This is a genomic window from Sporosarcina sp. SAFN-015 (genome assembly GCF_051966875.1).
Classification (GTDB): Bacteria; Bacillota; Bacilli; order Bacillales_A; family Planococcaceae; genus Sporosarcina.
Window position 1 is genome coordinate 281,165 of record NZ_JBQCKP010000001.1, and the last position, 25,023, is coordinate 306,187.

Consider the following 25,023-nt stretch of genomic DNA (forward strand, 5'->3'; position numbering starts at 1 on the left):
CCCGCTCTCGCGCAGAGAGCGGGGATCATTAATTATGCGTAGAGCGGGAAACGGTCTGTCAATGCTTTGACGCGCGCAGCCGCTTCTTTTTTCGCTGTTTCGTCTTCGTGGTTTTTCAATAGGTTGGCGATGATGGAGCCGATCTCCTTCATTTCTTCCTCTTTGAAGCCGCGTGTTGTGACAGCTGGTGTTCCGATACGGATGCCGGACGTGACGAACGGGCTTTCCGTGTCGAATGGAATTGTGTTTTTATTTACAGTGATGCCGACTTCGTCAAGGACGTGTTCAGCGACTTTGCCTGTGATGCCGAGTGATTTCAAGTTGACGAGCAACAAGTGGTTGTCAGTTCCGCCTGATACGATGTCGACACCTTCAGCCATCAAGGATTCCGCAAGTGCGGCAGCATTTTTCTTCACTTGCTGGATATGCGATTTAAACTCAGGCTTTTGAGCTTCGCCGAAAGCAACTGCTTTTGCAGCGATGACGTGCATGAGCGGTCCGCCTTGGATGCCAGGGAAGATCGTCTTGTCGATTTTGCGGCCGAATTGCTCAGCGAATTCCTCGTTCACGAGGATCAAGCCGCCACGTGGCCCGCGCAATGTCTTATGCGTCGTCGATGTGACGAAGTGTGCGTACGGCACTGGGTTCGGGTGCTCGCCTACTGCGACGAGGCCTGCGATATGTGCCATGTCAACCATCAAATACGCACCTACTTCATCCGCGATTTCACGGAATTTCGCGAAGTCGATTTCGCGCGGATATGCGCTTGCACCCGCAACGATCAATTTCGGCTTGTGCTCAAGCGCTTTTTGACGGACGTCTTCGTAATCGATGCGCTCGTCTTCTTCGCTGACGCCATACTCGACGAAGTTGTACAGGATGCCCGAGAAGTTCACCGGACTGCCGTGCGTCAAGTGCCCGCCGTGGGAAAGGTTCATGCCGAGAACAGTGTCGCCCGGCTCAAGAATTGTGAAATAGACAGCCATATTCGCTTGCGCACCGGAGTGGGCTTGAACGTTTGCGTAAGCTGCGCCGAAAATTTCTTTCAGACGGTCTCGCGCGATGTTTTCAACGACGTCAACATGCTCGCATCCGCCGTAGTAGCGTTTGCCTGGATAGCCTTCAGCATATTTATTCGTCAAGTAGGAGCCTTGTGCTTCCATGACCGCTTCCGTCACGAAGTTTTCGGACGCAATCAATTCGATATTCGCGTTCTGACGGTTCTTTTCCGCCATGATCGCTTCGTACACTGCTGTATCTTCACGTTTCACATTGCTTAAATCCATGATTCCATTTCCCCTTTTCTGAATTTATATATCCGGATGCAGGCGCTGACCAAATGTGCAAGCTTGTCCGGTGATTAAACGCCGCTGTTCTTCTGCCAAGCCGGAATAATTCCGGACATGGCAAAGAAAGCTGGCGGGCGCTTCTATTGTAATGAAGATTAGTCTTCAATCGGGCGGCTGTAGATCGCCCTTTCTCCGCCGATTAATTTCGGGCGGGTCGTCGCTACAGTAACGACGGCGTCACCGATTTTGTCGATGGAGGTGCGCAGCGGGACAGCGACTTGCTTCAGATGCATACCTATCAACGTCTGACCAATGTCGATTCCTGCATGTGCGCGGATTGATTCGACGACGACCGCGTCTTCCAAATGCTCGAACGCATAGGTGGACATCGATCCGCCGGCATGTACCGCCGGAATGACGGACACCGTGTCGAGATTCATTTTTTCCGCGGCTTTGCGCTCTATCGTCAAGGCGCGGTTAATATGCTCGCAGCCTTGGAAAGCTAAATGTACATTGTGCTTTTTCGCAAATGCTTCTAACGGCTTGAATAACGCTTCGGCGACTTCTAGCGCGCCGCCCGTTCCGATCCGCTTGCCGGCTATTTCGGACGTCGAGCAGCCGACGACGAAAAATGTGCCCGGCGTAAATGTTGTCTGCTCGGCCATTTCTGATAGCAGCTGTTCAAGCTGAAGCTTCAATAAATTCAATACATCATCCATTGCCTTGCTCACCTCACTTATTTTCGAGTTCTGTCAATTTGGCGACGCGTCGCTCGTGACGGCCTCCCTCAAATGAAGTGTCGAGCCACGCTGTTGCGACTTCCCGCGCCAGACCTGGTCCGATAACACGTTCTCCCATGGCAAGGATATTCGAATCGTTATGCCCTCTCGTCGCCTTCGCACTGAAGACATCGTGGACGAGCGCACAACGGATTCCTTTCACTTTATTCGCAGCGATCGACATGCCGATCCCCGTTCCGCAAATGAGGATGCCTCGGTCGAACTTCCCGCTTGCGACACCGTCTGCTACAGGTTTAGCGTAATCCGGATAATCGACCGATTCATCGGAGTTCGGACCGAAATCTTCATAGTCCAATCCTAGTTCCGATAATAAGTCCATGATTTCATGGCGCAGACGATTACCGCCATGATCCGAAGAGATTGCGATTTTCATTGCGTCCCCTCTTTTCTTAATTTACTCACAAATCATTCTACCATTGTTCGACAAAAAAACACAGCCCTGGCGTCACTATTTCGGGCTGTGAAATGAATGATATTGTTATGAACGATCGAACTGGCTGATGACTTTATAAAGGTCTTCCGATTGCTTCTTCAAGTGGCTTGCCATAATATCGGTCTGCTCGATCGATTTCACTTGCTCTTCCGTTGCGGCGCGTACTTCTTCGGCGCCTGCAGATGTCTGTTCCGCGATAGCCGCAACTTCTTGCGATTGCAAAGCGGTCGTTTCGATATTCGATAGCTGGTGTTCGACGAGCTCCGAAATTTTGACGACAGAATCGGCCATGCCATTCACTTTTGCCGCCATTGCTTCGACGTTGCCGCTCGTTGCATCGGCGCGGTTTGCTTCGTTCGCTGCCGTGCTCACTTGCCTTTCCATTTCTTTCACGACTTTCGTGACGTCAGACTGGATCATTTTCACGAGTTCGTCGATGCTATGTACCGCTTTCGCACTTTCATCCGCAAGTACCCGCACTTCCTCCGCGACGACTGCGAACCCTTTCCCATGCTCTCCGGCGCGCGCTGCCTCGATGGAAGCGTTCAGCGCCAGCAAATTCGTCTGGCCTGCGATGCTGCCGACGAGCTGGACGATTTCACCGATTTTCTGCGCATTTTGATCGAGCTCACGAATTGTACCGAGCGACTGCTCGCTTTGATCCGACATATCACGGATCCCTTTTACGAGCGCTCGGAACACTTCCGTCGTACGCTCAAGTTCGACTAGCATTTCTTTCGATTGCTCTGACGAATCTTCCGCACGGCTGCTCACTTCCGCAGCAAGCATCCTTACATCCTCGATCGCCTCTGCCGTTTCCTGAATCGCTACCGCCGAAGCTTCAGCGCCCGAGGAAATTTCCATGATCGTTGAAGCGACCGCGTCCGCTTGTGATGCCGCACTGCTTGTCTCACCGGATAACCGGTCGACTGTATGGGCCGTCTTCTCGAAATTCGTCTCAATTTCCGCAACGATTGTCCGCAAATTGACGACGAGCTGTTGGAACGCTTCCGCAACGGAGCGGATTTCGTCGGATGACTTCGGCAGCTCAATATCCATGCCAATTTTTCCGTCTGCGACTTCGATTGCAGCCTTCTCCAAGTTTTGCAGAGGCTTCGTCAAGATCGTGCTGAATAATGCCGCCAAAATGCCTGACCATATAATCCCTAACGCATATGTACTGATTTCAAATACGAACGGCTGGATATTCGGAAAGAACTCCGGCCGAATATAGTTGATGAACAAGGCGCTCGTCGAATATGTGACAACTGCAAGTACCGTTACGAATAAAACCAATTTCTTACGCAAACCGAATTTCTTCTTCATTCCCCATCCTCCATCAGCTTCATCTTCAACAGCTCAATTAACTTGTCCAATTCATCGAAAGTCGTCCGGTACGTAGCTAAACTGCCGCCGTACGGATCGTGTACATCCCCGTTATCCCCCGAAGTGGCGAACTCTTTCAATGTAAATGTCTTCTTTTCAATTTCCGGGAATAAATGCAGCAAAAGATCCTTATGCGATACCGTCATCGTCAAGACAAGATCCGCCCATTCCAGCTCTTCCGCTGTTACTGCATTGGAAACCGGCGTATATGGCATGCCCGCTTCTTCGATTAGCGTCTTCGCATTCGAAGAAATCGGCAACCCGTCAACCGCACTTACACCTGCTGACCGAACAACGACGCCCTCTATCGCCTTCGAACGGAGAATCGCCTCCGCCATCGGGCTTCTGCATGTATTCCCTGTGCAAATAAAATAAATATTCATTCATGATCACCTACCTTTAGGATACTCGATATCCGTGAATAAAGAAATAGATAATTTCATCAAAACCATGACAATATCCCCATAGTCAATAAAGCAAGACCCGCAATGATGCGAAGCAGCCTTCCGTTTTTGATGTTCAAAAATCTTCCGTAATAAAGTGCCAAGCAGGAAAAAAAGAATGAGAGAAATCCTGAAGCGAGGATGAACAGTATTTTATTCAAATGGAGCATGCCGAAAGAAACACTTACCGAAAAGGTGTCCAAGCTGACGGCGAGCGCAATGAACGCCGGATGGAGCTGACGATTCAGATTGCTGTTGTCATCGTCCTGCAATAGCATGTGGATGCCGATCAATGCAAGAAGAACCCCTGAAAGCAAATGGCTCCATACCGAAAAAAGATCGGCAGACCAATCCCCCATGACAAATCCTGCGAAAGGCAGCACCATGTTCAGGAATGTTATCCACAATGCGAGAACGAGCCTTCCTTTACGCAATTGGAGCAACGATAAAACAACAACGACATCGATTGTCGTGACGCTTGCAGCAAATATTTCCAACAATGAATTGACCTCCCAACTTCCGCATCCATCCATCTTATGCGCTCGTTTAGGAGGTCATTCATATCCTATTATCCGTTCATCTTTGATTGTTGGAAAAGTGGTCCATTCAGTACCCGTTGTACCTTTTTCCATCCGCGGCTTTCAACAGGCGGTTCATGACCGCGGTTCCGACTCCTTCAGAATCGGTCGCAGCGGCAAGAATAAGATCGGCGTCCGTCGAATCGCATTGACGGATCGCTCCGTAAAGATTCCCAGCCATCGCCCCGTTATCATGAAGTGGACCGACCGGGAAATACCAGTCTGCCTCTTTTATATCGAAATCATCAGGCCCGATGACGGCAACCCGTTTCCCTTCGGATTTCAGCTGCATGACCGCTTCACGGATTACCGACTCATCCGGCTGAATGACGAAAAGCGGCGACTCCGGAGCGTAATGCATATATTTCATGCCAGGTGCACGCGGCGCTACCTCATCGGTCACGCTCGCCGATTTGCTCTCCGCTCGAACAGGACCAATCACATCCTCGATCATTTCGCGCGTCACGCCGCCGGGCCGCAAAATTTCAGGAGGATTCGCGGTCATGTCAAGAACCGTCGATTCGACGCCGACACCCGTCTTCCCGCCGTCGACGATGAGCGGAATCCGTCCATTGAGATCGGTCATCACGTGAGCGGCTTCCGTTGGGCTCGGCTTGCCGCTACGATTCGCGCTCGGTGCAGCAAGCGGTCCGTCAAGCGTGCGAAGAAGCGTAAGCGCGACAGGATGATCGGGCATCCGCAAACCGACCGTGCCAAAGCCCGGTGTGACATTTTCCGCAATGACACCGGGCCTCTTATGGAAGACAAGCGTCAGCGGGCCCGGCCAAAATGCATCCATCAGCTTACTTGCATTTTCCGGTATGTCCTCTGCATACTTTTCCACATCTTCTTGATTGCCTATATGTACGATGAGCGGATTGTCGGACGGGCGCCCTTTCGCTTCGAAAATCCGTTGCACAGCAGCCTCATCCGTCGCAAGCGCGCCGAGACCGTAAACCGTTTCGGTCGGGAACGCGACAACGCCTCCATTTTTCAACATATCCACAGCACGTTGATAACTTATTGAGTTATCCATATCGTTATCCACTGAAACGATTTCAGTTTCCAAAGTTCAAACCCCCATTTATACACAGTTTCGTTCACTTATCCACAGTCAAACGTGGATAACTTCAATCAAACAATGACTTTATCCACTCCCAAATGAAGAAAGTGACTTTCTCGTCGTCTGATTCTTCGACATCTTTGTCAGGGAAACAGACCCTCGGAAACAAAGAGCACCACCAATTGTCGCCCCGCCCGCTGCCGATCGTCAAAATATACGCGTCATACGGCGCTTGCGGCGTGATGACAAAGCCCGACCGCTTCGGCGGGAACAGAGCGGCTGTCCGTTCGAAGCTTACGTCTTGTCCGTCCGCCATCAATTTTGCGGTCTGTAGGATTTTCGCTTCAATCGCCTCTAAGTTATCCACAATTTCTGATTTCGATTCTGCTTGTGAAATCGCTTGATTGATCATCGGCTCAACGACAAGCCGGATTTCTTCCTTCAATTGTTGATCGGCAGGTGCATTCGAGTGCGACAGAATCCGGAATCTGATCTCCTCTTCCTGCTCTCCTTGCCCTGTGAATAATAGCAACGCGGACTGGATAAGGAACAACACGAGAATGAACTCGACAACTGCCATCCAACGATCCATCCGTTTATTTGGTTTTAGATTCGTAATTTCATAGTCTTGCAACATATCCATCCCCTCCTGACCTCATTGTGGACAGGGTCGGAAGGTTTTATTCACGAATCTCGCAAAATATCATTCGATCTTTTCCGTTCACATCTTTTTCTACGGAAACTCGCGCACCTGGGAACGCCTTTTGGAAAAGCTCGCTCACTGCCGATCCTTGCAGGTAGCCGATCTCGACGCCGATGAGCGAAGGCTTGTTCATAAGCGGCGGCAATTTTTCCGCAAGCTGTTTATAGAAGAAAAGTCCGTTATCATCCGCAAACAACGCGCTATGCGGTTCGAAGTCGAGCACTGTCGCAGACATTTCTTTGGACTCGTCCCAAGCGATATACGGCGGATTCGATAGCACGACATCCCACTTTTCATCCGCAATCGGTTCCATCATATTGCCGAGTTTGAAATCGACGTCGACTCCGTTGCGCTTTGCATTCCGCTTTGCGACCTTGAGAGCCGCTTCACTAATATCCGTCGCTGTGACAAGTGATTCAGGTCGTTCTTTTTTGAAAGCAATCGCGATCGCACCGCTCCCTGTACCGATATCCGCCACGCGGCATTCTTTCGGGAAGTTGCGGCTACGTTCGAGTGCGCCAAATACGAGCTCCTCCGTTTCAGGCCGAGGGATGAGGACGTGTTCATTCACCTCGAACGACAGTCCGTAAAACTGTTCTGTGCCGATAATATGTTGGACAGGCTTGCCTGTGAGCAACTCATCGGTTTTATTCCAAAACGCTTTGTGCTGTTCAGGTGTAAGAAGTTCTCGAAAGTCCGCAAGCAACGATGCACCGGATTTTTGCGTCACATGCTCCATAAGCAGCTGTGCAGCATGGCTATCCAAGTTTTTGGATTCAAGAAGGGATTTCGCTTTATTGAGTGCTTCATAGATTTTTTCAGTCATTCTTATCCAAGCTTTCCAGCCGTCTTGCCTGGTCCTCGACAATTAGGGCGTCGATCACTTCATCGAGCTTCCCTTCGATAATCTGATCAAGTTTTTGGATTGTAAGGCCGATCCTGTGATCTGTTACACGATTTTGCGGGAAGTTGTATGTGCGGATCCGTTCGGAGCGATCTCCCGTCCCGACGGCGGATTTCCGCTTTTCATCGTATTCTGCTTGCGCTTCTTGCATGAATTTATCGTAAATGCGCGCGCGTAGAACTTTCATCGCTTTCTCTTTGTTTTTGATCTGCGATTTTTCATCTTGGCAGGAAACGGTGATTCCCGTCGGCAAATGCGTCAGACGGACAGCGGACATTGTTGTGTTGACCGATTGTCCACCTGGTCCGGATGATGCGAATGTGTCTGTTCGGATGTCTTTATCGTGAATATCGATTTCAACCTCCTCCGCTTCCGGCAATACGGCGACGGTCGCCGTCGACGTATGGATCCGGCCGCCCGATTCCGTTTCCGGCACACGCTGGACTCGATGTGCTCCGTTTTCATATTTCAGCTTGGAGTACGCTCCGCTCCCATTGATCATGAAAATGATTTCTTTGAATCCGCCAAGCTCAGTCGGCGAGGAGTCCATCACTTCCACTTTCCAATGATTCGTTTCTGCGAACCGACTGTACATTCTATATAAGTTGCCCGCAAACAGCGCCGCTTCGTCGCCGCCCGCCGCGCCGCGGATCTCCATAATGACGTTTTTATCATCGTTCGGATCTTTCGGAACGAGCAACAGTTTCAATCTCTTTTCAAGCGACTCGATCTGTTCATCGAGCTCTGCGATTTCCATTTTGACAAGTTCTTTCATTTCGTCGTCTAACGGTTCCTCGAGCATTTCTTTTGCATTGTCATACTGCGTCGTCGCACTCTTATATTCACGGTACGCATCGACTGTATCCTGCAAGTCAGACTGCTCCTTCGAATACGTCCGCAGCTTGGTCATATCGCTTACAATATCCGGATCGCTCAGCAATTCATTCAATCGCTCATATCGATCCTCAACGGCTTGAAGCCTATCAAACATAGTCATTGCACCTCTTCGTTCTCAGTCTGTTTTGTATACTAATTGTACGGGAATAAGGCGCTGAAATACAGTGATTTCTTTGGGTGTGGGGGTTTGCGTGAGTGTTTCGGACGCGTCCTAGCTCGCTTTGGACGTGTGGCGGCTCACTTTGGACGCGTAGCGGCTCTCTTTGGACGCGTAGCGGCTCTCTTTGGACGCGCCGGAGCTTGCTTTGAACGCGCGAGTGCTCGCTTTGGACGCGCAGACACTCGCTTTGGACGCTAGAAAGCTCAATTTGGACGCGCAGACACTCGCTTTGGACGCGCGAAAGCTCAATTTGGACGCGCGGGCAATCGCTTTGGACGCGCGAAAGCTCACTTTGAACGCGCCGGCACTAGCTTCGGACTTACAACCACTAGCTTGGCATTCAGCATGCCAACTTACTTGAATTTATCCACATATTTCTCCGCTGTTGTGATTTCAATCGTCAAAAAGTTATTCCCATAGACGGATTTGATTAGGAACGGAGCAGCCGCCGTGTTTTGAAATCTGAAGTCGAGGCCTCCGTAGGAAACAGTTGCATCCCTTCCTTTCGGGACGTAGCCGATGTCTATTGAATGATGGTGCCATTCAATGTATTTCACCGGGAGCTGATCGACAGCATTGAATAAAGTGGAGGATGTTTGGCAAATCCCTCCGCCTATTCCCATGACAAGTTTTTTGTTGATAATTTCCGGGGCCGGTTGGTAGCCGTTTGCTTCGTCCCGCGGTCCGACGACGGTGTTGAAGGAGAAATGGTCTCCCTTGCCGACGATGACTTTGTCAATTGCTGTTGCTGAAAGTTCAATGTTTTTATTCCGATTTTTATCCGCGGGATTGAAATAAGTCGTATAGGAAGCGATGACTACATCGTCTAACAGCGGAACATCTTCCGGCTCATAGCCGCTCTTTGTTGTTTCAATCGGCAATTCAACAGTCCCTCCCGTGGCTGACACTTCCATTATCCGCTCCACTAAAATGCTTTCCCGCAACAGGATGAGCGGGTTGCCTTCGATAAGATTGCCCTGTTCGTCCAATCTATCGAGGATCATCCTTTGATCATAGCCAGGTTTTCCATCGACTCCGCGCGCAAGCTCTTTTGCAAGTTGTTCGATTTTCGCTATGTACGCAGTGATGTCCATTTCGTAGCCGAGGTCGAGCGGAGTTATCGTGTGGATCAATTCATCGGTTGCCGGATCGATAATGTTGATAACCGGAGCTATCGCCGGGATGATTTCCGTTTGAGCAACCGGCTGCTTGGCCGATTCTGATTGTTGTTCCGCCTGTTCTGCCCGTTCAGGCGTTTCTGCGCTTTCAGTATGTTGTTCAATCACCGTTCGCTGTTGGCAGCCAAACAATCCAATTATCATGATAAAAAGAAATGCAGAAATCCAATTTTTCATTTTCATCCATCTCCCTTCCTTTACTCATTGCCATTAGCCATAGTATTCAAGGGTTGTGGATAGTGTGTGTTTCAAGGGCAATAAAAAAACAGCATAGAACTAATCCATGCTGTCATTTCAATATTTATTTAACCGCCACGTTCGCGGTTACGCCGTTTGGGACTTCATGGTGCATGCGGCATCTTGCTTCGTATGCTTCGGATGCACCGACGAGGATGATCGGATCGTCATATCCGGCAGGTTGTCCGTTAATGAGCCGCTGCGTCCGGCTAGCAGGGGATCCGCAGACGGTGCAAACAGCTTGCAATTTTGTGACGTTTTCAGCGACAGCCATGAGCTGCGGCATTGGTCCGAATGGTTCTCCTCGGAAATCTTGGTCGAGTCCTGCGACGATGACACGGAATCCACGATCTGCCAATTCCATGACGACGTCGACGATGCCTTCATCGAAAAATTGCGCTTCGTCAATTGCGATGATATCGTAATCATCTTTTACAAATTGCTCAATTTGTGTCGATTCGGCAACCGGTGTGGCAATGACTGTCGTTCCGTTATGGCTGACGACTGCTTCCTCGCTATATCGGTCGTCGATTTCTGGCTTGAAAACTGCAATTTTTTGTTTCGCAAATTGAGCGCGGCGTACGCGTCGGATCAATTCCTCGGATTTTCCTGAAAACATGCTTCCACAAATCACTTCTATCCAGCCGCCTTGCATTGTTACGTACATGTTGGTTCCCCTTTCAATTCTTGCTATATGTAAAGTTGTTCTGTTTGTTGTCGGAATGTCTATCATACATTAAAAAACCGTGGAAAGGACGTCTTTTATTTCGTGTCAGAATATGTTATGGAGGGTCCGTGGATAGCGCCAATCAAGAGAAATTATCTTCGCGCCACATGATAAAGAAAGGAGTGTGTTCAAAAAGAAATCTATTCGTTTTATTCCCAAATTGAAAACCCGCCAAACAATGTTGGCGGGTTGGAATGTTCTTATTCTTGTCCTTCTTCTTTGAAGCCATATTTTTTGTTGAAGCGGTCGATACGTCCGTCCGCTGCAGCGAATTTTTGGCGTCCAGTGTAGAATGGATGGCATTCTGAACAAACTTCAACGCGAATGTCCTCTTTTACAGAACCTGTTTCGAATGTGTTTCCACATGAACAAGTAACAGTCGCTACTTTGTAGTTTGGATGAATTCCTGCTCTCATCGGTCTCTCTCCTCTCGCCCTGAACCATCTGGAACAGAGTATTATTGTAGGGTGTTGCATAAGACTGATGCCTTACACGGTCCGAATATGTCAACCGCATATGCAGCAGATGGCTATAAACCATACTCAAGAATTATAACAAATTGGACGGGCATTGTCCAGATTTTTATTTCGAATCAAAGCAGCCCTTTTCCGTTGCGATGGGCTTTCATTTCTTCATTGAGCTTGTCGAAGAACTCTTCGTTCGATTTGGATTGACGTAGTTTTTTCAGGAAGCGTTCTGCGAAATCTGGTGCGTCGGAGAACGTTTTTCGGATTGCCCACAGTTTTTCGAGTTGTTCGGTCGGGATGAGCAATTCCTCTTTACGCGTTCCAGAGCGACGGATGTCGAGAGCCGGGAAGATACGGCGTTCTGCTAGGCTGCGGTCAAGATGCAATTCCATGTTTCCGGTCCCTTTGAATTCCTCGTAAATGACTTCATCCATACGCGAACCTGTGTCGATCAAAGCGGTTGCCAAAATCGTCAAGCTGCCGCCTTCCTCAAGATTCCGCGCTGCACCGAAGAAACGCTTCGGACGGTGGAATGCCGCAGGGTCGATACCGCCTGAAAGCGTACGGCCGCTTGGCGGGATGACGAGGTTATACGCGCGCGCCAATCTTGTGATGGAATCCATCAGAATGACGACGTCTCGTTTATGTTCTACGAGGCGCATGGCGCGTTCAAGAACAAGCTCGGCCACTTTGACGTGGTTTTCTGGAACTTCGTCGAATGTCGAGCTGACAACATCGGCGTTGACAGAACGTTCGATGTCCGTCACTTCCTCTGGACGCTCGTCGATAAGGAGGACGATCAATTCTGCTTCAGGATGATTCGTCGTAATGGCATTGGCGATTTCCTTCAAGAGCATCGTTTTTCCCGCTTTAGGAGGAGCAACGATCAATCCACGCTGACCGAATCCGACTGGGGATACTAGGTCCATAATGCGAGTCGACAGTTTATGTGGTGTTGTTTCAAGTTTAATATGACGATCTGGATAAAGCGGCGTGAGTGCTGGGAAATGGACGCGTTCCCTTGCGACTTCCGGGTCTTCCCCGTTGACTGCTTCTACTTGCAGCAAGCCGTAATACCGTTCATTTTCTTTCGGCGGACGTACTTTCCCTGTTACTTTGTCTCCGTTCCGTAAATCGAATCGTCTGATTTGGGAAGCGGAGATGTAGATGTCTTCGGAGCTAGGCGAGTAGTTGATTGGACGAAGGAATCCGTATCCTTCTGATTGAATGATTTCGAGTACGCCTTCCATGAAGAAAAACCCTTCCTGTTCGGCTCTTGATTTCAGGATGGCGAAAATCAGCTCTTTTTTCGTTAGTTTGCTGTAATAGGAGATTTTGTATTCTCTTGCAAGCTCATATAACTCTTTCAGGGTCATATTTTCCAAGCTGGCGATTGTTAGAATTGGCATAGTATCGTAAGCTCCACTCTTTATTTGTTTTTCGTTTTGAGGTTTTTTTCAATTGGGTAGGTGAACCGACATTAGAAGGATGCCCGGCGGAAAGCCGGGCTGAGGCTTGCTATTTTTAATTAAAACATATTCAGTCTTCCATTACCAAGTTCGGTTTTTTCTTCATGCTGTGGCGTCCTTCTACGAAACGGATTGTTCCGGATTTGGATCGCATAACGAGTGAGTGGGTTTCGCTGTAGCCGCCTTTGAATTGAACGCCGCGCAACAATTCGCCGTCTGTAACGCCTGTCGCGGCGAAGATGGCGTCGTCGCCTTTGACAAGGTCATCCATGTAGAGGACTTTCGAGACATCGATGCCCATTTTTTCGCAACGGAGGCGCTCTTCTTCATTTGAAGGGATAAGACGGCCTTGGATTTCTCCGCCTAGGCATTTGAGTCCAACTGCCGCGATCACGCCTTCAGGTGCTCCGCCGAGGCCGAATAGGATGTCTACGCCTGTGTCGTCAAATGCTGTATTGATCGCTGCTGCGACGTCACCGTCATTGATAAGCTTGATGCGCGCGCCAGCAGCTCTGATTTCTTCAATAATTTTCGAATGGCGTTCACGGTTGAGGACAGTTGCCACAACTTCATCGATTGATTTGTTTTTCGCTTTGGCGACAGCGTGCAAGTTATCCGTGACGGATGCATTGATGTCGATTTTACCGACCGCTTCAGGTCCGACCGCGATTTTTTCCATGTACATGTCAGGTGCGTTGAGGAGGTTTCCTTTATCCGCGATTGCGATGACTGCTAGCGCATTCCAGCCTCCTGATGCGACAATGTTCGTACCTTCCAGCGGGTCGACGGCAACGTCCACTTCCGGGCCTTCGCCTGTTCCGAGCTCTTCACCGATATAAAGCATTGGTGCTTCGTCCATTTCGCCTTCGCCGATTACGACGACTCCTTGCATCGGAATCGTGTCGAACACAGTACGCATCGCTGTCGTTGCGGCGTCATCCGCTTCGTTTTTCAAACCGCGCCCCATCCAGCGGGAAGCCGATACTGCCGCCGCCTCTGTTACACGTACTAATTCCATCGATAAACTGCGTTCCATTATGATTGTTCCTCCCGTTTAGCGCATTTCATTATAACTTAAACGCTATTCTTTTCAATTACGTGCTTTTTATTCTAAGTTGTAAGATTCGTCTTTAGTATAGCATAAGGTTTTTATTCACTGATAATCGCTTTCTCGGGCACCGACTCTTTTCGGATGTCCGCCCCAATGCCGCGAAGTTTCTCGATGATCGAGCTGTAGCCCCGTTCGATATGTTGAATTTCCTGGATTTCCGTTTCGCCTTCAGCGAGCAATCCCGCAATGATGAGGGCTGCTCCTGCACGGAGGTCGGAAGCACGGACCGTCGCCGCCTGAAGTGAAGCAGGCCCAGAAAGAATGACTGATTGCCCTTCCACTTTTCCGTCGGCATTCATCCGTCTTAGTTCATCTATTTGCTTGAAGCGCGCAGAATAGATCGTATCTGTGATGACGGATGAGCCGTTTGCCTGCGTCAATAAAACGGAGAACGGTTGCTGCAAGTCGGTCGGGAATCCTGGGTAGACGAGCGTTTTCACGTCAACCGCCATCAAACTCTCCGACTTTGGAATGAAGATATGCTCTTCCCTTTCCTCCACTTTGACGCCCATCTCGCGTAATTTCGCGGTCAATGCTTCAACGTGGAACGGAATGACGTTATCAATCGTAATGCCGTCACCGACTGCAGCCGCCATGATCATGAAAGTGCCCGCTTCGATTCTGTCCGGAATGATCGTATGCTTCGTACCGTGCAGTCGCTCGACGCCTTCGATGCGGATAACATTCGTTCCAGCACCTTTAATGTTGGCGCCCATATTCGATAGCAAAGTGGCAACATCGATGATTTCCGGTTCTTTCGCCGCGTTTTCAATGATCGTCCGCCCTTTTGCACGAACTGCAGCGAGCATAATATTAATTGTCGCACCGACAGAGACGACGTCCAAATAGATTTTTGCGCCGCGCAATTCATCGGCACGCAAGTAGATGGCGCCGTGCTCGTTCGTTACTTTTGCTCCCAATGCTTCGAAGCCCTTAATGTGCTGATCGATTGGACGAGGGCCTAAATGGCATCCTCCGGGAAGGCCGATTGCTGCATGTTTGAAACGCCCAAGCATAGCACCCATCATGTAATACGATGCTCTCAATTTTTTCACGTTGCCGTTTGGAAGTGGCATGGCAATCATTTCTGTCGGGTCGATCGTCATCTTGCCCGATTCAAATTCCACTTTCCCGCCAATATCTTCAAGGAGCGCTTTAAGAGTGAGGACGTCCGAGATTTCCGGAAGTCCGTCGATCGTTACAGGTGAATCCGCCAAAATAGAAGCCGGAATCAATGCGACGGCACTGTTTTTCGCTCCGCTTACTTTTATCGTTCCACGTAGAGGTTTGCCGCCTCTAATTTTATAAACGTCCATTTCAGTCTCCTTTAGGCGTTTCACTTGTTCTTTCTTGCTTCCCAATCATCAAGGAATTGCTGAATGCCTTTGTCTGTCAACGGATGGTTGAATAATTGCTTGAGCACGTTGAACGGCGTTGTTGCGATATGTGCTCCTGCAAGTGCCGCGTCTGTAATATGCTGCGGGCTGCGGATGGAAGCTGCAATAATTTGCGTATCCATGTCATGAATTGTGAAGATGTCCGCGATTGTGCTGATCAGATGAATTCCTTCTTGACCAATATCATCGAGTCTGCCGAGGAATGGGGATACGTAAGTGGCTCCAGCGCGTGCTGCAAGCAATGCTTGGTTGGCACTGAAAATGAGGGTCACGTTTGTTTTGATGCCTTCTTGTGCGAAAACGGAGCATGCTTTCAGTCCTTCTGGCGTCATTGGAAGCTTTACAGTGATGTTCGGCGCGATTTTTGCGAGTTCGCGTCCTTCTTTGATCATTCCTTCTGCGTCGAGTGCGATGACTTCAGCGCTGACAGATCCTGGTACGAGTGCTGTGATTTCGCGCAGTCTGTCGTGGAATGAAATGTTTTCTTTCGCTACGAGTGAAGGGTTTGTTGTTACGCCGGATAGGATTCCCCAGCTATGCGCTTCTTTTATTTCTTCAAAGTTTGCCGTGTCGATGAAAAATTTCATGAGTATAGTTCCTCCTTCGATGTATGGAAAAGAAGGAGAATGCATCTGATTTTGATGCTTCTCCTGATTGCTGCTAAGATTTCCGGAAGTACCGGTGCTCGCAACGCTAGTGCTTTTGCTCGCAAAAGCCATTCTTCGTGACGGCTTTCGCTACAGGCGGATGCTTTCCGGGGGCATGGCTTCAGCCTCCTCACTTCGCTTCGCTTCGTTGTGGGGTCTTCAGCTCGTGCTTTTCCCCCAGGAGTCGCCGCCTTCCGCTTCAATCAATATATTTTCATAACTCATTCTAATAATCAGTATGAATTAAGCTTTTCCTTGTCTAGCTTCAGGCGCTAGAAATGGATGCCTTAATTTCTGCAAAAACCGCAGAAATACGGCAAATCGAACCCTTCGCAGTTCGATTTGCTCGGGTCATAAGTCAAAGGTGCTCTGTGGCAAAAAGCGCCACGCCGCATCTTCGCCTTATGCCTGAGGCCGGCAGGAAGCCGGTCATGCAGTCGTTGCCGCAGGAAGCGGCGCCCTTAGACTGCGAACCTCTACTGAGCAAGCGCCTTACGCTTTTCCCGAGCTACCAAACTCGCGCATTTTGCCGATGACTGTTTTCTTGATGGCGTCGCGCATTGGTGCTAGGTATTTACGTGGATCGTAGACGTTGGCGTCTGCGTTCAATATGTCGCGGACGGCTTTTGTGCCTTCGATTTGATTTTCAGTGTTGACGTTGATTTTTGCAGTGCCGAGTGAGATTGCGCGTTGGATATCTTTCGTCGGGATGCCTGTTCCGCCGTGTAGGACGAGTGGAAGGTCTGATTGGCTCGAGATTTCTTCCATTTCCTTGAATCCTAAGTTCGGCTCTCCTTTGTATGGTCCGTGAACCGATCCGAGTGCTGGTGCCAAGCAGTCAATGTCTGTGCTGTCGACGAGCTCTTTACATTCTGCAGGGTCTGCGTAAATGACTCCGTCAGCGATGACGTCGTCTTCCTGTCCACCGACAACTCCAAGCTCTGCTTCAACGGATACGCCTTTTGCGTGGGCATATTCCACAACTTTTTTCGTGATTTCAATGTTTTCCGCTAGAGGTTTGGAAGATGCGTCGATCATGACAGATGTGAAGCCTGCGTCGATCGCCTCTTTGCATTTTTCGAAACTGGATCCGTGGTCCAGATGGATAGCGACGGGAACGGTGATATTGTAATCATGCATTAACCCTTTCACCATGTTGACGACAGTCGTAAACCCGCCCATATAACGGCCCGCTCCTTCGGAAACACCAAGTATTACCGGGGAATTCTCTTCTTGCGCCGCTTGCAGGATCGCCTGCGTGTATTCCAGGTTGTTCAAGTTGAACTGTCCGATTGCATATCCTTCATTTTTGCCTTTGATCATCATTTCTTTCATTGAAACAAGTGCCATTGCAATAGCCTCCTCCGGATCGTCGAGAAAAATTTATTGTTTGAATCAATATTTACCTCTTTTATCATAACAAAAACAGACAGCATTTACTACTGTCTGGGTTGTTGCCGCAGCGCGTCTTCGTTTTCTATTTTTTTAATCCTGGCGAATCAAAATTTCTTTGACCGCATCACGCACTTCGTAAATATTGAATGGTTTTGTAAAATACTTTTCTGCACCGTTTTCAATGGCCTCGTCTGTAAGTTCGACCTCCCCATAGGCTGTCATCATGATTACAGGTATGTGAGGCCAGTCTTTCTTTAGCCTTTTCAACACTTCCACTCCGTCAATTCCCGGCATTTTCATGTCCAGTAAGACGCAATCGGGTTCTTTTTCTGTAACCGATTGGAGAGCTTCCGCGCCATTTGCGGCCAACCTCGCTTCAAACCCCTCTTTTGTGAATACCTCATTTAGTAAAAGTCGTATTCCGGCTTGATCGTCGACGATTAGCAAACTCTTCAAAAGGTCCACCCCTTTTTATTTAATTGACCCAATAGATTACAATTTGACAAAAATGTTGAAACTCCTTCTTTTTTTATAATTATTGCGACTTTGTTTTTCGGCAAAACCGCATTGCAAAACTTGGTTTTATTCCTGCTAGTAAATATAATGGGAACGAGGTGGTTTACATGAAAATATTGACGACACAAATCGGCGGGCTTTTGCAGCGTGCCGGTTCGAATAATGAAGAGGCCGTCGAGGAGACGGCGCGGCTGTTGGCTCAGGCGACGATTGGGGAAGGACGGGTTATATTTGCCGGCTTCGATGAAATGGAAGCCGTCGGATTAAACGCAACGTTTGCCGCGGAACCGTTCAAAGGTGCTGTACTTTATGAGGAAGGGATGGAGATTCATTCCGAGGATCGAGTGTGGCTTTTTGCTCGGTCAGCAGCGGACGCGCGAGCGCTAGAATTAGCGCGGTTGCTCGCCGGGAAATTCATTCCGTTCGCCGTCGTTGCGAGCGAGAAAGCGACTGAGGATAACGAATTGGCGGATTTGGCGTATACGTATATGGCGACAGGTGTGTTGAAAGGGATATTGCCGGGCGAGGATATCGGCAGCCGAATCGTTCAGCCGAATTTGTTAGCTGCGCTATTTTTGTATGAGGCGGTTAAGATGGCGTATGACGAGATGGTGAGTGAAGAGGAGTAAGTTATGGGGCGGTTATGAGCGTTCATTCGGATTTATGAGCGTTTTTCCGTATTCTTGAGCGTTTGCCGCAGTTCTTGAGCGCTTTTCCGTATTCTTGAGCGTTTTCCGCGGTTCTTGAGCGCTTTTCCGTATTCTTGAGCGTTTTCCGCGGTTCTTGAGCGCTTTTCCGTATTCTTGAGCGCTTGCCGCGATTCTTGAGCGCTTTTCCGTATTCTTGAGCGCTTGCCGCGGTTCTTGAGCGCTTTTCCGTATTCTTGAGCGCTTGCCGCGATTCTTGAGCGCTTTTCCGATTTTTATGAGCGCTGCCCTTTCATTCAATATAAAAAAAACAGAAACCAACCAAATTATGGTGGTTTCTGTTTTTTTATTGGCTATTACCCTTGGTGCGCGAGTGCTGCGCGGATGAATTCGCGGATGAGCGGCTGTGGGCGGCTCGGGCGTGATGCGAATTCTGGATGGAATTGAGTTCCGATGAAGAACGGGTGGTCCTTCAACTCAATGATTTCCACGAGATGGCCGTCCGGGCTTTCGCCTGCTACGATCATGCCGGCGCTTTCGAATTGCTCGCGATAAATATTGTTGAATTCGAAGCGGTGGCGATGACGCTCGTATACCAATTCATCGTTATACGCTTCTTGCGTTTTCGTGCCTTCCGTCAACTTACATGGATGCGCTCCGAGTCTCATGTCTCCGCTCGCTTGCTCGATGTCAGAACGTTCTTCGAAGTCACGGTTGTTTTCGATGATAGGATTGGACGTTTCACCGTCAAATTCAGCGGAATGCGCGTCTTTGATGCCAAGGACGTCGCGTGCGAATTCCACTGCAGCAAGTTGCATGCCGAGGCCAACGCCGAAGAATGGAATGTTATGTTCACGCGCGTAGCTGATTGCTTCGATTTTGCCGTCGATGCCACGGTCTCCGAATCCGCCAGGAACGAAGATGCCGTCTGCATCCTTCAAGATGTCTTCGACGTTTTCATTCGTCACTTCTTCGGAATTGATCCAGTCGATTTCGATGTCTGTATCGAATTCGTAGCCGGCATGGCGGAATGCTTCCACTGCAGAAATATAAGCATCTTGCAATTCTACATATTTACCAACAAGTGCAATTTTCACTTTTCGTGATAGATGGCTGACACGATCGATAAGCTCCTGGATTTCTGTCAAATCCGGCTCTTTCGTTTCGAGGCCAAGGAAATCAACGACGATCTTGTCCATGTTTTGCTCATGAAGACGGATCGGCACTTCGTATAATGTTTCCACATCAAGCGCTTCGATAACTTCTTCAGGTTTGATGTTGCAGAATAAAGCGATTTTATCTTTCATTTCCTGCGGTACAGGGTATTCACTGCGGACGACGATCATATTCGGCTGGATGCCGAGGCTGCGCAATTCTTTTACACTATGCTGTGTCGGTTTGGTTTTCATTTCACCGGCAGCGTGCAAGTAAGGAACTAGCGTATTATGGATGTACATGACATCATCTTTGCCAAGATCAGTCTTCATTTGACGGATTGCTTCGAGATATGGAAGCGATTCGATATCGCCGACGCTTCCGCCGATTTCGGTAATGACGACGTCAGCGTTCGTTTCTTGGCCAGCCCTTTTTATGAGGCTTTTGATTTCATTTGTAATATGCGGGATGACTTGAACTGTCGCCCCTTTGTAATCACCGCGGCGCTCTTTCCGCAGAACGGAAGAGTATACTTTCCCCATTGTGACGTTGGAGTATTTGTTCAATTTGATGTCAATGAACCGTTCATAGTGGCCGATGTCGAGGTCGGTTTCAGCACCGTCTTCTGTTACGAAAACTTCACCGTGCTGGTATGGGCTCATCATGCGTGGATCCAAATTGATGTATGGATCAAATTTTTGGTTGGTCACTTGCAAGCCTCTGCTTTTCAACAGTCTTCCAAGGGATGCGGCATTAATACCTTTTCCTAAAGACGAAACAACTCCGCCGGTTACAAAAATATATTTTGTCATCTAAAGCTCCTCCTTCGTGATGGGGGTCGGTCGAATGTCGTAAAATACGAAAAAAGCGCTCCACTGTAGATTATCTACAAGAGGAGCGCTTATACACGGATTCATGTGTCCTTTTTCAAGGAGCCCAAATAGAAGCTTAAATCCTTAAAGGCCCGAAGTCAAGTGGAAAGTATTAGAGAAGGTCCTCTTCTTCCTCGTCTTCCTCATCTTCTTCGTCTTCATCGTCAATATCTAATTCGTCGTCAGGTACGATTTCGAGCTCTTCATCGTCACCGATGAGATCCTCTTCGATTTCGATGATTTCTTCTTCTTCATCTTCTTCATCCAAATCTTCTTCGTCGTCATCATCGAGCTCGTCGAATTCTTCGTCGAACAACTCGTCTTCGTCGATTTCTTCTTCCTCTTCGTCTTCCTCTTCTTCGTCCTCATCGTCATACGCTTTTTTCTTTTTCTTCTTGCGAACTTTGACGACAGGAGCCGTTTCTTCTTCGATCTGGTCGACCGGATACCATTCACGCAAGCCCCATTCATTGTTGTTAATGGCAAGGAATCTTCCATCGATATTCATATCTGTGTAGAATTGAAGCAGCCTGTCCTTCACTTCACTCTCCGATATTCCTGTCAATTCACGGATTTCATTCAATAGTTGTTCAAGTGTCAATGCTACCCGTCGTTCCGTCAATATGGCATAAGCGATATCGATCATTGATTCTTCCAGTAGTTCTTCTTTCGTTAATTCATGTAGATTCAACGTACGCACGTCCTTTCTCTGAGCAAAAGCATAATTATCATTATATACAATGAAGTGCCTGTTATGCTACCATCTTCTACTCTTCTTGAAGCGTTGGAATTCTTTGACGCTTAGGAAGCCGAGATAAAGGGCGGCAAGCAAGAATGGAATGGCACCGTAACCTACACCGTATAAGGAAAAGATGAGGATTATGATCACTATAATAATCAATACATGATGATACAGTTTCATCTCCTCACCTCTTTCCCCAATGTTCTTTTATTATACGTGGAAGGAACAGGCAAAATCCACTTTTCAAAATGATTTTTCGAAATGTTTTTATGAATGAAAGCCGTTTGAAAAAGAACGCCCTTCCATAAGAGCGTTCCGGAGTGTAGACAAAGTCATCTTTTCGACTTTGTCTACACTTTTTTAGGTATATAGCAATGGTCAGCAACTTTCTCAGCCTGAATGAAAACGCTTGTCAGCCTAGGCGCGAAGTCAAGCGAAGACGCGAATAGAACTAAAGTTCATGAGCGGACGAGCGAGACGAGCAACAACGGATGCGAGCGTTTTTCAACAGGCTGAGCGTTCCCCATTTCATTCATTACATATTCCTGCGATATTGGCCGCCTACTTCGTAAAGTGCGTTCGTAATTTGGCCGAGGCTTGCAACTTTGACGGTTTCCATCAGCTCTGCGAAGATATTGCCGCCTGTCATTGCGACTTCTTGCAGTTTTTTCAACGCTTCCGCTGACGTGTCGCCATGCTTCGATTGGAAGGCGCGCAAGTTGGCGATTTGCGTCTCTTTCTCTTCCTTCGTCGCACGGGCGATTTCCATATTGTCGATGTCCTCTTCGGAAGGCGGATTCGGGTTCAAGTACGTGTTTACGCCGATGATCGGCAGTTCGCCCGAGTGCTTCTTCATTTCGTAGAGCATCGATTCCTCTTGGATTTTACCTCGCTGGTATTGCGTTTCCATCGATCCAAGCACGCCGCCGCGGTCGTTCAGACGGTCGAATTCCTGTAGAACGGACTCTTCGACGAGGTCGGTCAGTTCTTCGATAATGAAAGATCCTTGGAGCGGATTTTCGTTCTTCGAGAGTCCGTGTTCCTTCGTAATGATCATTTGGATCGCCATCGCACGGCGGACCGATTCCTCCGTCGGTGTCGTAATCGCTTCGTCGTACGCATTTGTATGGAGCGAGTTGCAGTTGTCCTGCAATGCCATAAGCGCTTGTAATGTCGTACGGATATCGTTGAAGTCGATTTCTTGTGCATGCAAGCTTCGTCCGGACGTCTGTACGTGATACTTCAGCTTTTGGCTTCGTTCATTTGCGCCATATTTTTCACGCATGGCGACTGCCCAAATGCGGCGAGCAACCCGGCCGATGACTGTATACTCCGGATCAAGTCCGTTCGAGAAGAAGAACGACAAGTTCGGTGCGAAATCATCGACGTTCATGCCACGGCTCAAATAGTACTCGACGTACGTGAATCCGTTCGCAAGCGTGAACGCAAGCTGCGAAATCGGATTTGCTCCGGCTTCCGCAATATGATAGCCAGAAATTGAGACAGAGTAGTAGTTGCGCACTTTCTGGTCGATGAAATATTGCTGGATATCGCCCATCATGCGGAGCGCGAATTCCGTCGAGAAGATGCATGTATTCTGCCCTTGGTCTTCCTTCAGAATGTCCGCTTGCACCGTTCCGCGGACGACTTGCAGCGTCGCATTCCGGACTTCAGTGAATTCCTCGACTGTCAACACGCGGCCTAGTTCTTCCTCTTTCAGCTTCACTTGCTGATCGACGGCCGTATTCATGAACATCGCAAGGATGATCGGCGCAGGACCGTTGATCGTCATCGAAACGGATGTTGACGGCGCGCATAGGTCAAAGCCGTCATATAGCTTTTTCATGTCTTCGAGCGTACAAATGCTGACGCCTGATTCTCCGACTTTGCCGTAAATGTCCGGACGCTCGTCGGGATCTTCACCGTATAACGTGACCGAGTCGAATGCTGTGGACAGCCGTTTTGCGTCATCATCTTTCGAGAGGTAGTGGAAGCGGCGGTTCGTCCGTTCCGGCGTCCCTTCTCCCGCAAATTGGCGTTTCGGATCCTCGCCTTCCCGCTTGAACGGGAACACTCCTGCTGTATATGGGAATGAGCCCGGGACATTCTCTTTGTACACCCAGCGAAGAATCTCGCCATAATCCTTGAATTTCGGCAATGACACTTTCGGAATCTTCAACCCTGACAAACTTGTCGTCGTTAGCAGAGTGCGAAGCTCTTTATCACGGATTTTCGTAATGAACTCATCACCCGCATACGATTCTTTCAAAGTTTCCCAGTTGTTGAGAATCCGCTTTGATTCCCCAGAAAGCTCTTCACGCACACTTTCCGCCAATGATTCAAGCGAAGCGACGAGCGCATTGTCAGGCGATTTTTCATTCACCGCCTCAATCGCGCCCTCCAGTTGGAATAAACGGCGGGCAAGATCGACTTGCTGCGCGGATTTCTTATGATAATCGCGGATTGTGCTTGCGATTTCACGTAAATAATGAACGCGGTCGTTCGGGATGATGACGTTCTGTTTTTGCGTTTTCACAAAATCAGTGTAAGAAGTTTCCCAATCAAGGCCGCATTTTTCATTCAACTTCGAAACGAGTGCAGCAAACAGTGAATTCGTCCCTTTGTCGTTGAATTGGCTCGCAATCGTGCCGTAGACAGGCATCGTGTCGAGATCTTTATCGAAAAGGAGATGGCTCCGTTGGTATTGCTTCTGCACTTGGCTAAGCGCATCTTCGGACCCTTTCCGCTCAAATTTATTAATGACGATCAAATCTGCGAAATCGATCATGTCGATCTTCTCGAGCTGCGTCGGTGCACCGAATTCGCTCGTCATGACGTACATTGACACGTCGGATACTTCGGTAATCTCAGCATCCCCTTGCCCGATCCCGCTCGTCTCAACGATGATCAGATCGTAGCCAGCCGTTTTCACGACGTCGAGCACATCCTTAATGGCGCCCGATAGCTCGGAGCGGGAACCGCGTGTCGCCAAGCTGCGCATGAAGACGCGCTTGTTGAAAATGGCGTTCATGCGGATCCGGTCGCCGAGCAGCGCGCCACCCGTCTTCTGCTTCGTCGGGTCGATCGAGAGGATGGCGACTTTCTTATCCGGCAATTCACGCAAGAAACGGCGGATCAGTTCGTCGGTGAGTGAAGATTTCCCTGCTCCCCCCGTACCTGTAATCCCGAGGACAGGCGTGTTTTTCGATAATTCCCTAGCTTTTTGGATGAGGTTAATCGCGTCACGGTTTTCCTTGTTATACATTTCCTCCGCGTACGTAATCAAATTGGCAAGCACTTCAGGATTATCCGTGCCCACTTTTTCTAGATTGGCTAATTCATCTTCCACTTCGGTAAGGAAATCGCACTCCTCCACCATCCGGTTGATCATCCCTTGCAGCCCCATCTTGCGGCCGTCCTCCGGCGAGAAAATCCAAGCGATGCCGTAGTCATGCAATTCCTTAATTTCCTTCGGCAAGATGACGCCGCCACCCCCGCCGTAAATGCGGATATGAGGAGCACCTTTTTCCTGAAGCAGGTCATACATATATTTGAAGTATTCAACATGCCCTCCCTGATAGGAGGAAATCGCAATCCCTTGCACATCTTCCTGGATCGCCGCATTGACGACTTCCTCTACGGAACGGTTATGGCCGAGGTGGATCACTTCCGCCCCCGTCGACTGCAAAATACGGCGCATAATATTGATCGACGCGTCATGCCCATCAAACAAGCTCGACGCCGTCACAAAACGCACATGATGCTTCGGTTTATAAATCTCGGTTGTAGTCATTTTATAGCAACCCC

Annotated in this window: 25 protein-coding genes; 2 read left to right on the forward strand and 23 right to left on the reverse strand. The window is 49.0% G+C overall.

Annotation, left to right across the window (positions count from 1 at the left end; genetic code table 11):
* Positions 1-32: 32 nt before the first annotated feature.
* The 10 genes from glyA to prfA form a co-directional block, all read right to left on the reverse strand.
* Positions 33-1,286 carry a serine hydroxymethyltransferase gene (gene glyA, locus ACTHPA_RS01215; protein WP_440498231.1) on the reverse strand — a complete coding sequence of 418 codons (1,254 nt, stop codon included), beginning with the start codon at positions 1,284-1,286 and terminating at the stop codon, positions 33-35.
* 158 nt (positions 1,287-1,444) lie between these two features.
* Positions 1,445-2,008, reverse strand: coding sequence for a TIGR01440 family protein (locus ACTHPA_RS01220; protein ID WP_440498232.1), 564 nt, complete (start codon positions 2,006-2,008; stop codon positions 1,445-1,447).
* A 13-nt stretch (positions 2,009-2,021) separates the two neighbouring features.
* Entirely contained in the window at positions 2,022-2,462 is a 441-nt protein-coding gene (gene rpiB, locus ACTHPA_RS01225) for a ribose 5-phosphate isomerase B (RefSeq protein ID WP_440498233.1), read from the reverse strand.
* Between the two features lie 105 nt (positions 2,463-2,567).
* Positions 2,568-3,848: a methyl-accepting chemotaxis protein gene (locus ACTHPA_RS01230; RefSeq protein WP_440498234.1), complete on the reverse strand. Its 1,281-nt coding sequence runs from the start codon at positions 3,846-3,848 to the stop codon at positions 2,568-2,570.
* Entirely contained in the window at positions 3,845-4,291 is a 447-nt protein-coding gene (locus tag ACTHPA_RS01235; RefSeq protein WP_440498235.1) for a low molecular weight protein arginine phosphatase, read from the reverse strand. Before ACTHPA_RS01235 ends, ACTHPA_RS01230 begins: the two co-directional genes overlap by 4 nt.
* Positions 4,292-4,350: 59 nt before the next feature.
* Positions 4,351-4,851 (reverse strand): manganese efflux pump MntP, encoded by a 501-nt coding sequence (locus ACTHPA_RS01240; protein WP_440498236.1) that lies wholly within the window; start codon positions 4,849-4,851, stop codon positions 4,351-4,353.
* A gap of 106 nt (positions 4,852-4,957) precedes the next feature.
* The gene (locus tag ACTHPA_RS01245; RefSeq protein ID WP_440498237.1) at positions 4,958-5,998 is read right to left on the reverse strand and encodes an L-threonylcarbamoyladenylate synthase; all 1,041 of its coding nucleotides are present in this window, start codon (positions 5,996-5,998) and stop codon (positions 4,958-4,960) included.
* Positions 5,999-6,059: 61 nt separating this feature from the next.
* Positions 6,060-6,629, reverse strand: coding sequence for a stage II sporulation protein R (locus tag ACTHPA_RS01250; protein WP_440498238.1), 570 nt, complete (start codon positions 6,627-6,629; stop codon positions 6,060-6,062).
* A gap of 43 nt (positions 6,630-6,672) precedes the next feature.
* On the reverse strand, positions 6,673-7,521 hold the full coding sequence (gene prmC / locus ACTHPA_RS01255; RefSeq protein ID WP_440498239.1) for a peptide chain release factor N(5)-glutamine methyltransferase: 849 nt from the start codon (positions 7,519-7,521) through the stop codon (positions 6,673-6,675).
* Entirely contained in the window at positions 7,514-8,590 is a 1,077-nt protein-coding gene (gene prfA, locus ACTHPA_RS01260) for a peptide chain release factor 1 (RefSeq protein ID WP_440498240.1), read from the reverse strand. Before prfA ends, prmC begins: the two co-directional genes overlap by 8 nt.
* 211 nt (positions 8,591-8,801) lie before the next feature.
* Here prfA and ACTHPA_RS01265 point away from each other — a divergent pair, with 211 nt between their 5' ends.
* Entirely contained in the window at positions 8,802-9,017 is a 216-nt protein-coding gene (locus ACTHPA_RS01265) for a hypothetical protein (RefSeq protein ID WP_440498241.1), read from the forward strand.
* Here ACTHPA_RS01265 and ACTHPA_RS01270 read toward each other — a convergent pair.
* The 9 genes from ACTHPA_RS01270 to ACTHPA_RS01310 form a co-directional block, all read right to left on the reverse strand.
* Positions 9,010-10,017, reverse strand: a complete 1,008-nt coding sequence (locus ACTHPA_RS01270) for a VanW family protein (RefSeq protein ID WP_440498242.1) — start codon at positions 10,015-10,017, stop codon at positions 9,010-9,012. The genes ACTHPA_RS01265 and ACTHPA_RS01270 overlap by 8 nt on opposite strands.
* Positions 10,018-10,135: 118 nt before the next feature.
* Positions 10,136-10,738 (reverse strand): thymidine kinase, encoded by a 603-nt coding sequence (locus ACTHPA_RS01275; protein WP_440498243.1) that lies wholly within the window; start codon positions 10,736-10,738, stop codon positions 10,136-10,138.
* A gap of 260 nt (positions 10,739-10,998) precedes the next feature.
* Positions 10,999-11,214 carry a 50S ribosomal protein L31 gene (rpmE, locus tag ACTHPA_RS01280; protein ID WP_060209476.1) on the reverse strand — a complete coding sequence of 72 codons (216 nt, stop codon included), beginning with the start codon at positions 11,212-11,214 and terminating at the stop codon, positions 10,999-11,001.
* 176 nt (positions 11,215-11,390) lie between these two features.
* On the reverse strand, positions 11,391-12,674 hold the full coding sequence (gene rho, locus ACTHPA_RS01285) for a transcription termination factor Rho (protein WP_440498244.1): 1,284 nt from the start codon (positions 12,672-12,674) through the stop codon (positions 11,391-11,393).
* Between the two features lie 130 nt (positions 12,675-12,804).
* Positions 12,805-13,770, reverse strand: a complete 966-nt coding sequence (glpX, locus tag ACTHPA_RS01290) for a class II fructose-bisphosphatase (protein ID WP_440498245.1) — start codon at positions 13,768-13,770, stop codon at positions 12,805-12,807.
* A gap of 113 nt (positions 13,771-13,883) precedes the next feature.
* Entirely contained in the window at positions 13,884-15,161 is a 1,278-nt protein-coding gene (locus ACTHPA_RS01295) for a UDP-N-acetylglucosamine 1-carboxyvinyltransferase (RefSeq protein ID WP_440498246.1), read from the reverse strand.
* Positions 15,162-15,181: 20 nt separating this feature from the next.
* On the reverse strand, positions 15,182-15,829 hold the full coding sequence (fsa, locus tag ACTHPA_RS01300) for a fructose-6-phosphate aldolase (RefSeq protein WP_440498247.1): 648 nt from the start codon (positions 15,827-15,829) through the stop codon (positions 15,182-15,184).
* Between the two features lie 552 nt (positions 15,830-16,381).
* The gene (locus tag ACTHPA_RS01305) at positions 16,382-17,239 is read right to left on the reverse strand and encodes a class II fructose-bisphosphate aldolase (RefSeq protein WP_440498248.1); all 858 of its coding nucleotides are present in this window, start codon (positions 17,237-17,239) and stop codon (positions 16,382-16,384) included.
* A 135-nt stretch (positions 17,240-17,374) separates the two neighbouring features.
* Positions 17,375-17,740 carry a response regulator gene (locus ACTHPA_RS01310; RefSeq protein WP_440498249.1) on the reverse strand — a complete coding sequence of 122 codons (366 nt, stop codon included), beginning with the start codon at positions 17,738-17,740 and terminating at the stop codon, positions 17,375-17,377.
* A gap of 167 nt (positions 17,741-17,907) precedes the next feature.
* On the opposite strand from ACTHPA_RS01310, the gene ACTHPA_RS01315 reads away from it, so the two are divergent.
* Complete coding sequence (locus tag ACTHPA_RS01315) at positions 17,908-18,429, forward strand: DUF2529 family protein (RefSeq protein WP_440498250.1); 522 nt, start codon at positions 17,908-17,910, stop codon at positions 18,427-18,429.
* 374 nt (positions 18,430-18,803) lie between these two features.
* Here ACTHPA_RS01315 and ACTHPA_RS01320 read toward each other — a convergent pair whose 3' ends face one another.
* The 4 genes from ACTHPA_RS01320 to icmF form a co-directional block, all read right to left on the reverse strand.
* Complete coding sequence (locus ACTHPA_RS01320) at positions 18,804-20,414, reverse strand: CTP synthase (RefSeq protein WP_440498251.1); 1,611 nt, start codon at positions 20,412-20,414, stop codon at positions 18,804-18,806.
* 172 nt (positions 20,415-20,586) lie between these two features.
* Entirely contained in the window at positions 20,587-21,174 is a 588-nt protein-coding gene (rpoE, locus tag ACTHPA_RS01325; RefSeq protein ID WP_440498252.1) for a DNA-directed RNA polymerase subunit delta, read from the reverse strand.
* A 57-nt stretch (positions 21,175-21,231) separates the two neighbouring features.
* Positions 21,232-21,396, reverse strand: a complete 165-nt coding sequence (locus tag ACTHPA_RS01330; protein ID WP_440498253.1) for a hypothetical protein — start codon at positions 21,394-21,396, stop codon at positions 21,232-21,234.
* Positions 21,397-21,751: 355 nt separating this feature from the next.
* Positions 21,752-25,009: a fused isobutyryl-CoA mutase/GTPase IcmF gene (gene icmF, locus ACTHPA_RS01335; protein ID WP_440498254.1), complete on the reverse strand. Its 3,258-nt coding sequence runs from the start codon at positions 25,007-25,009 to the stop codon at positions 21,752-21,754.
* Positions 25,010-25,023: the final 14 nt, after the last annotated feature.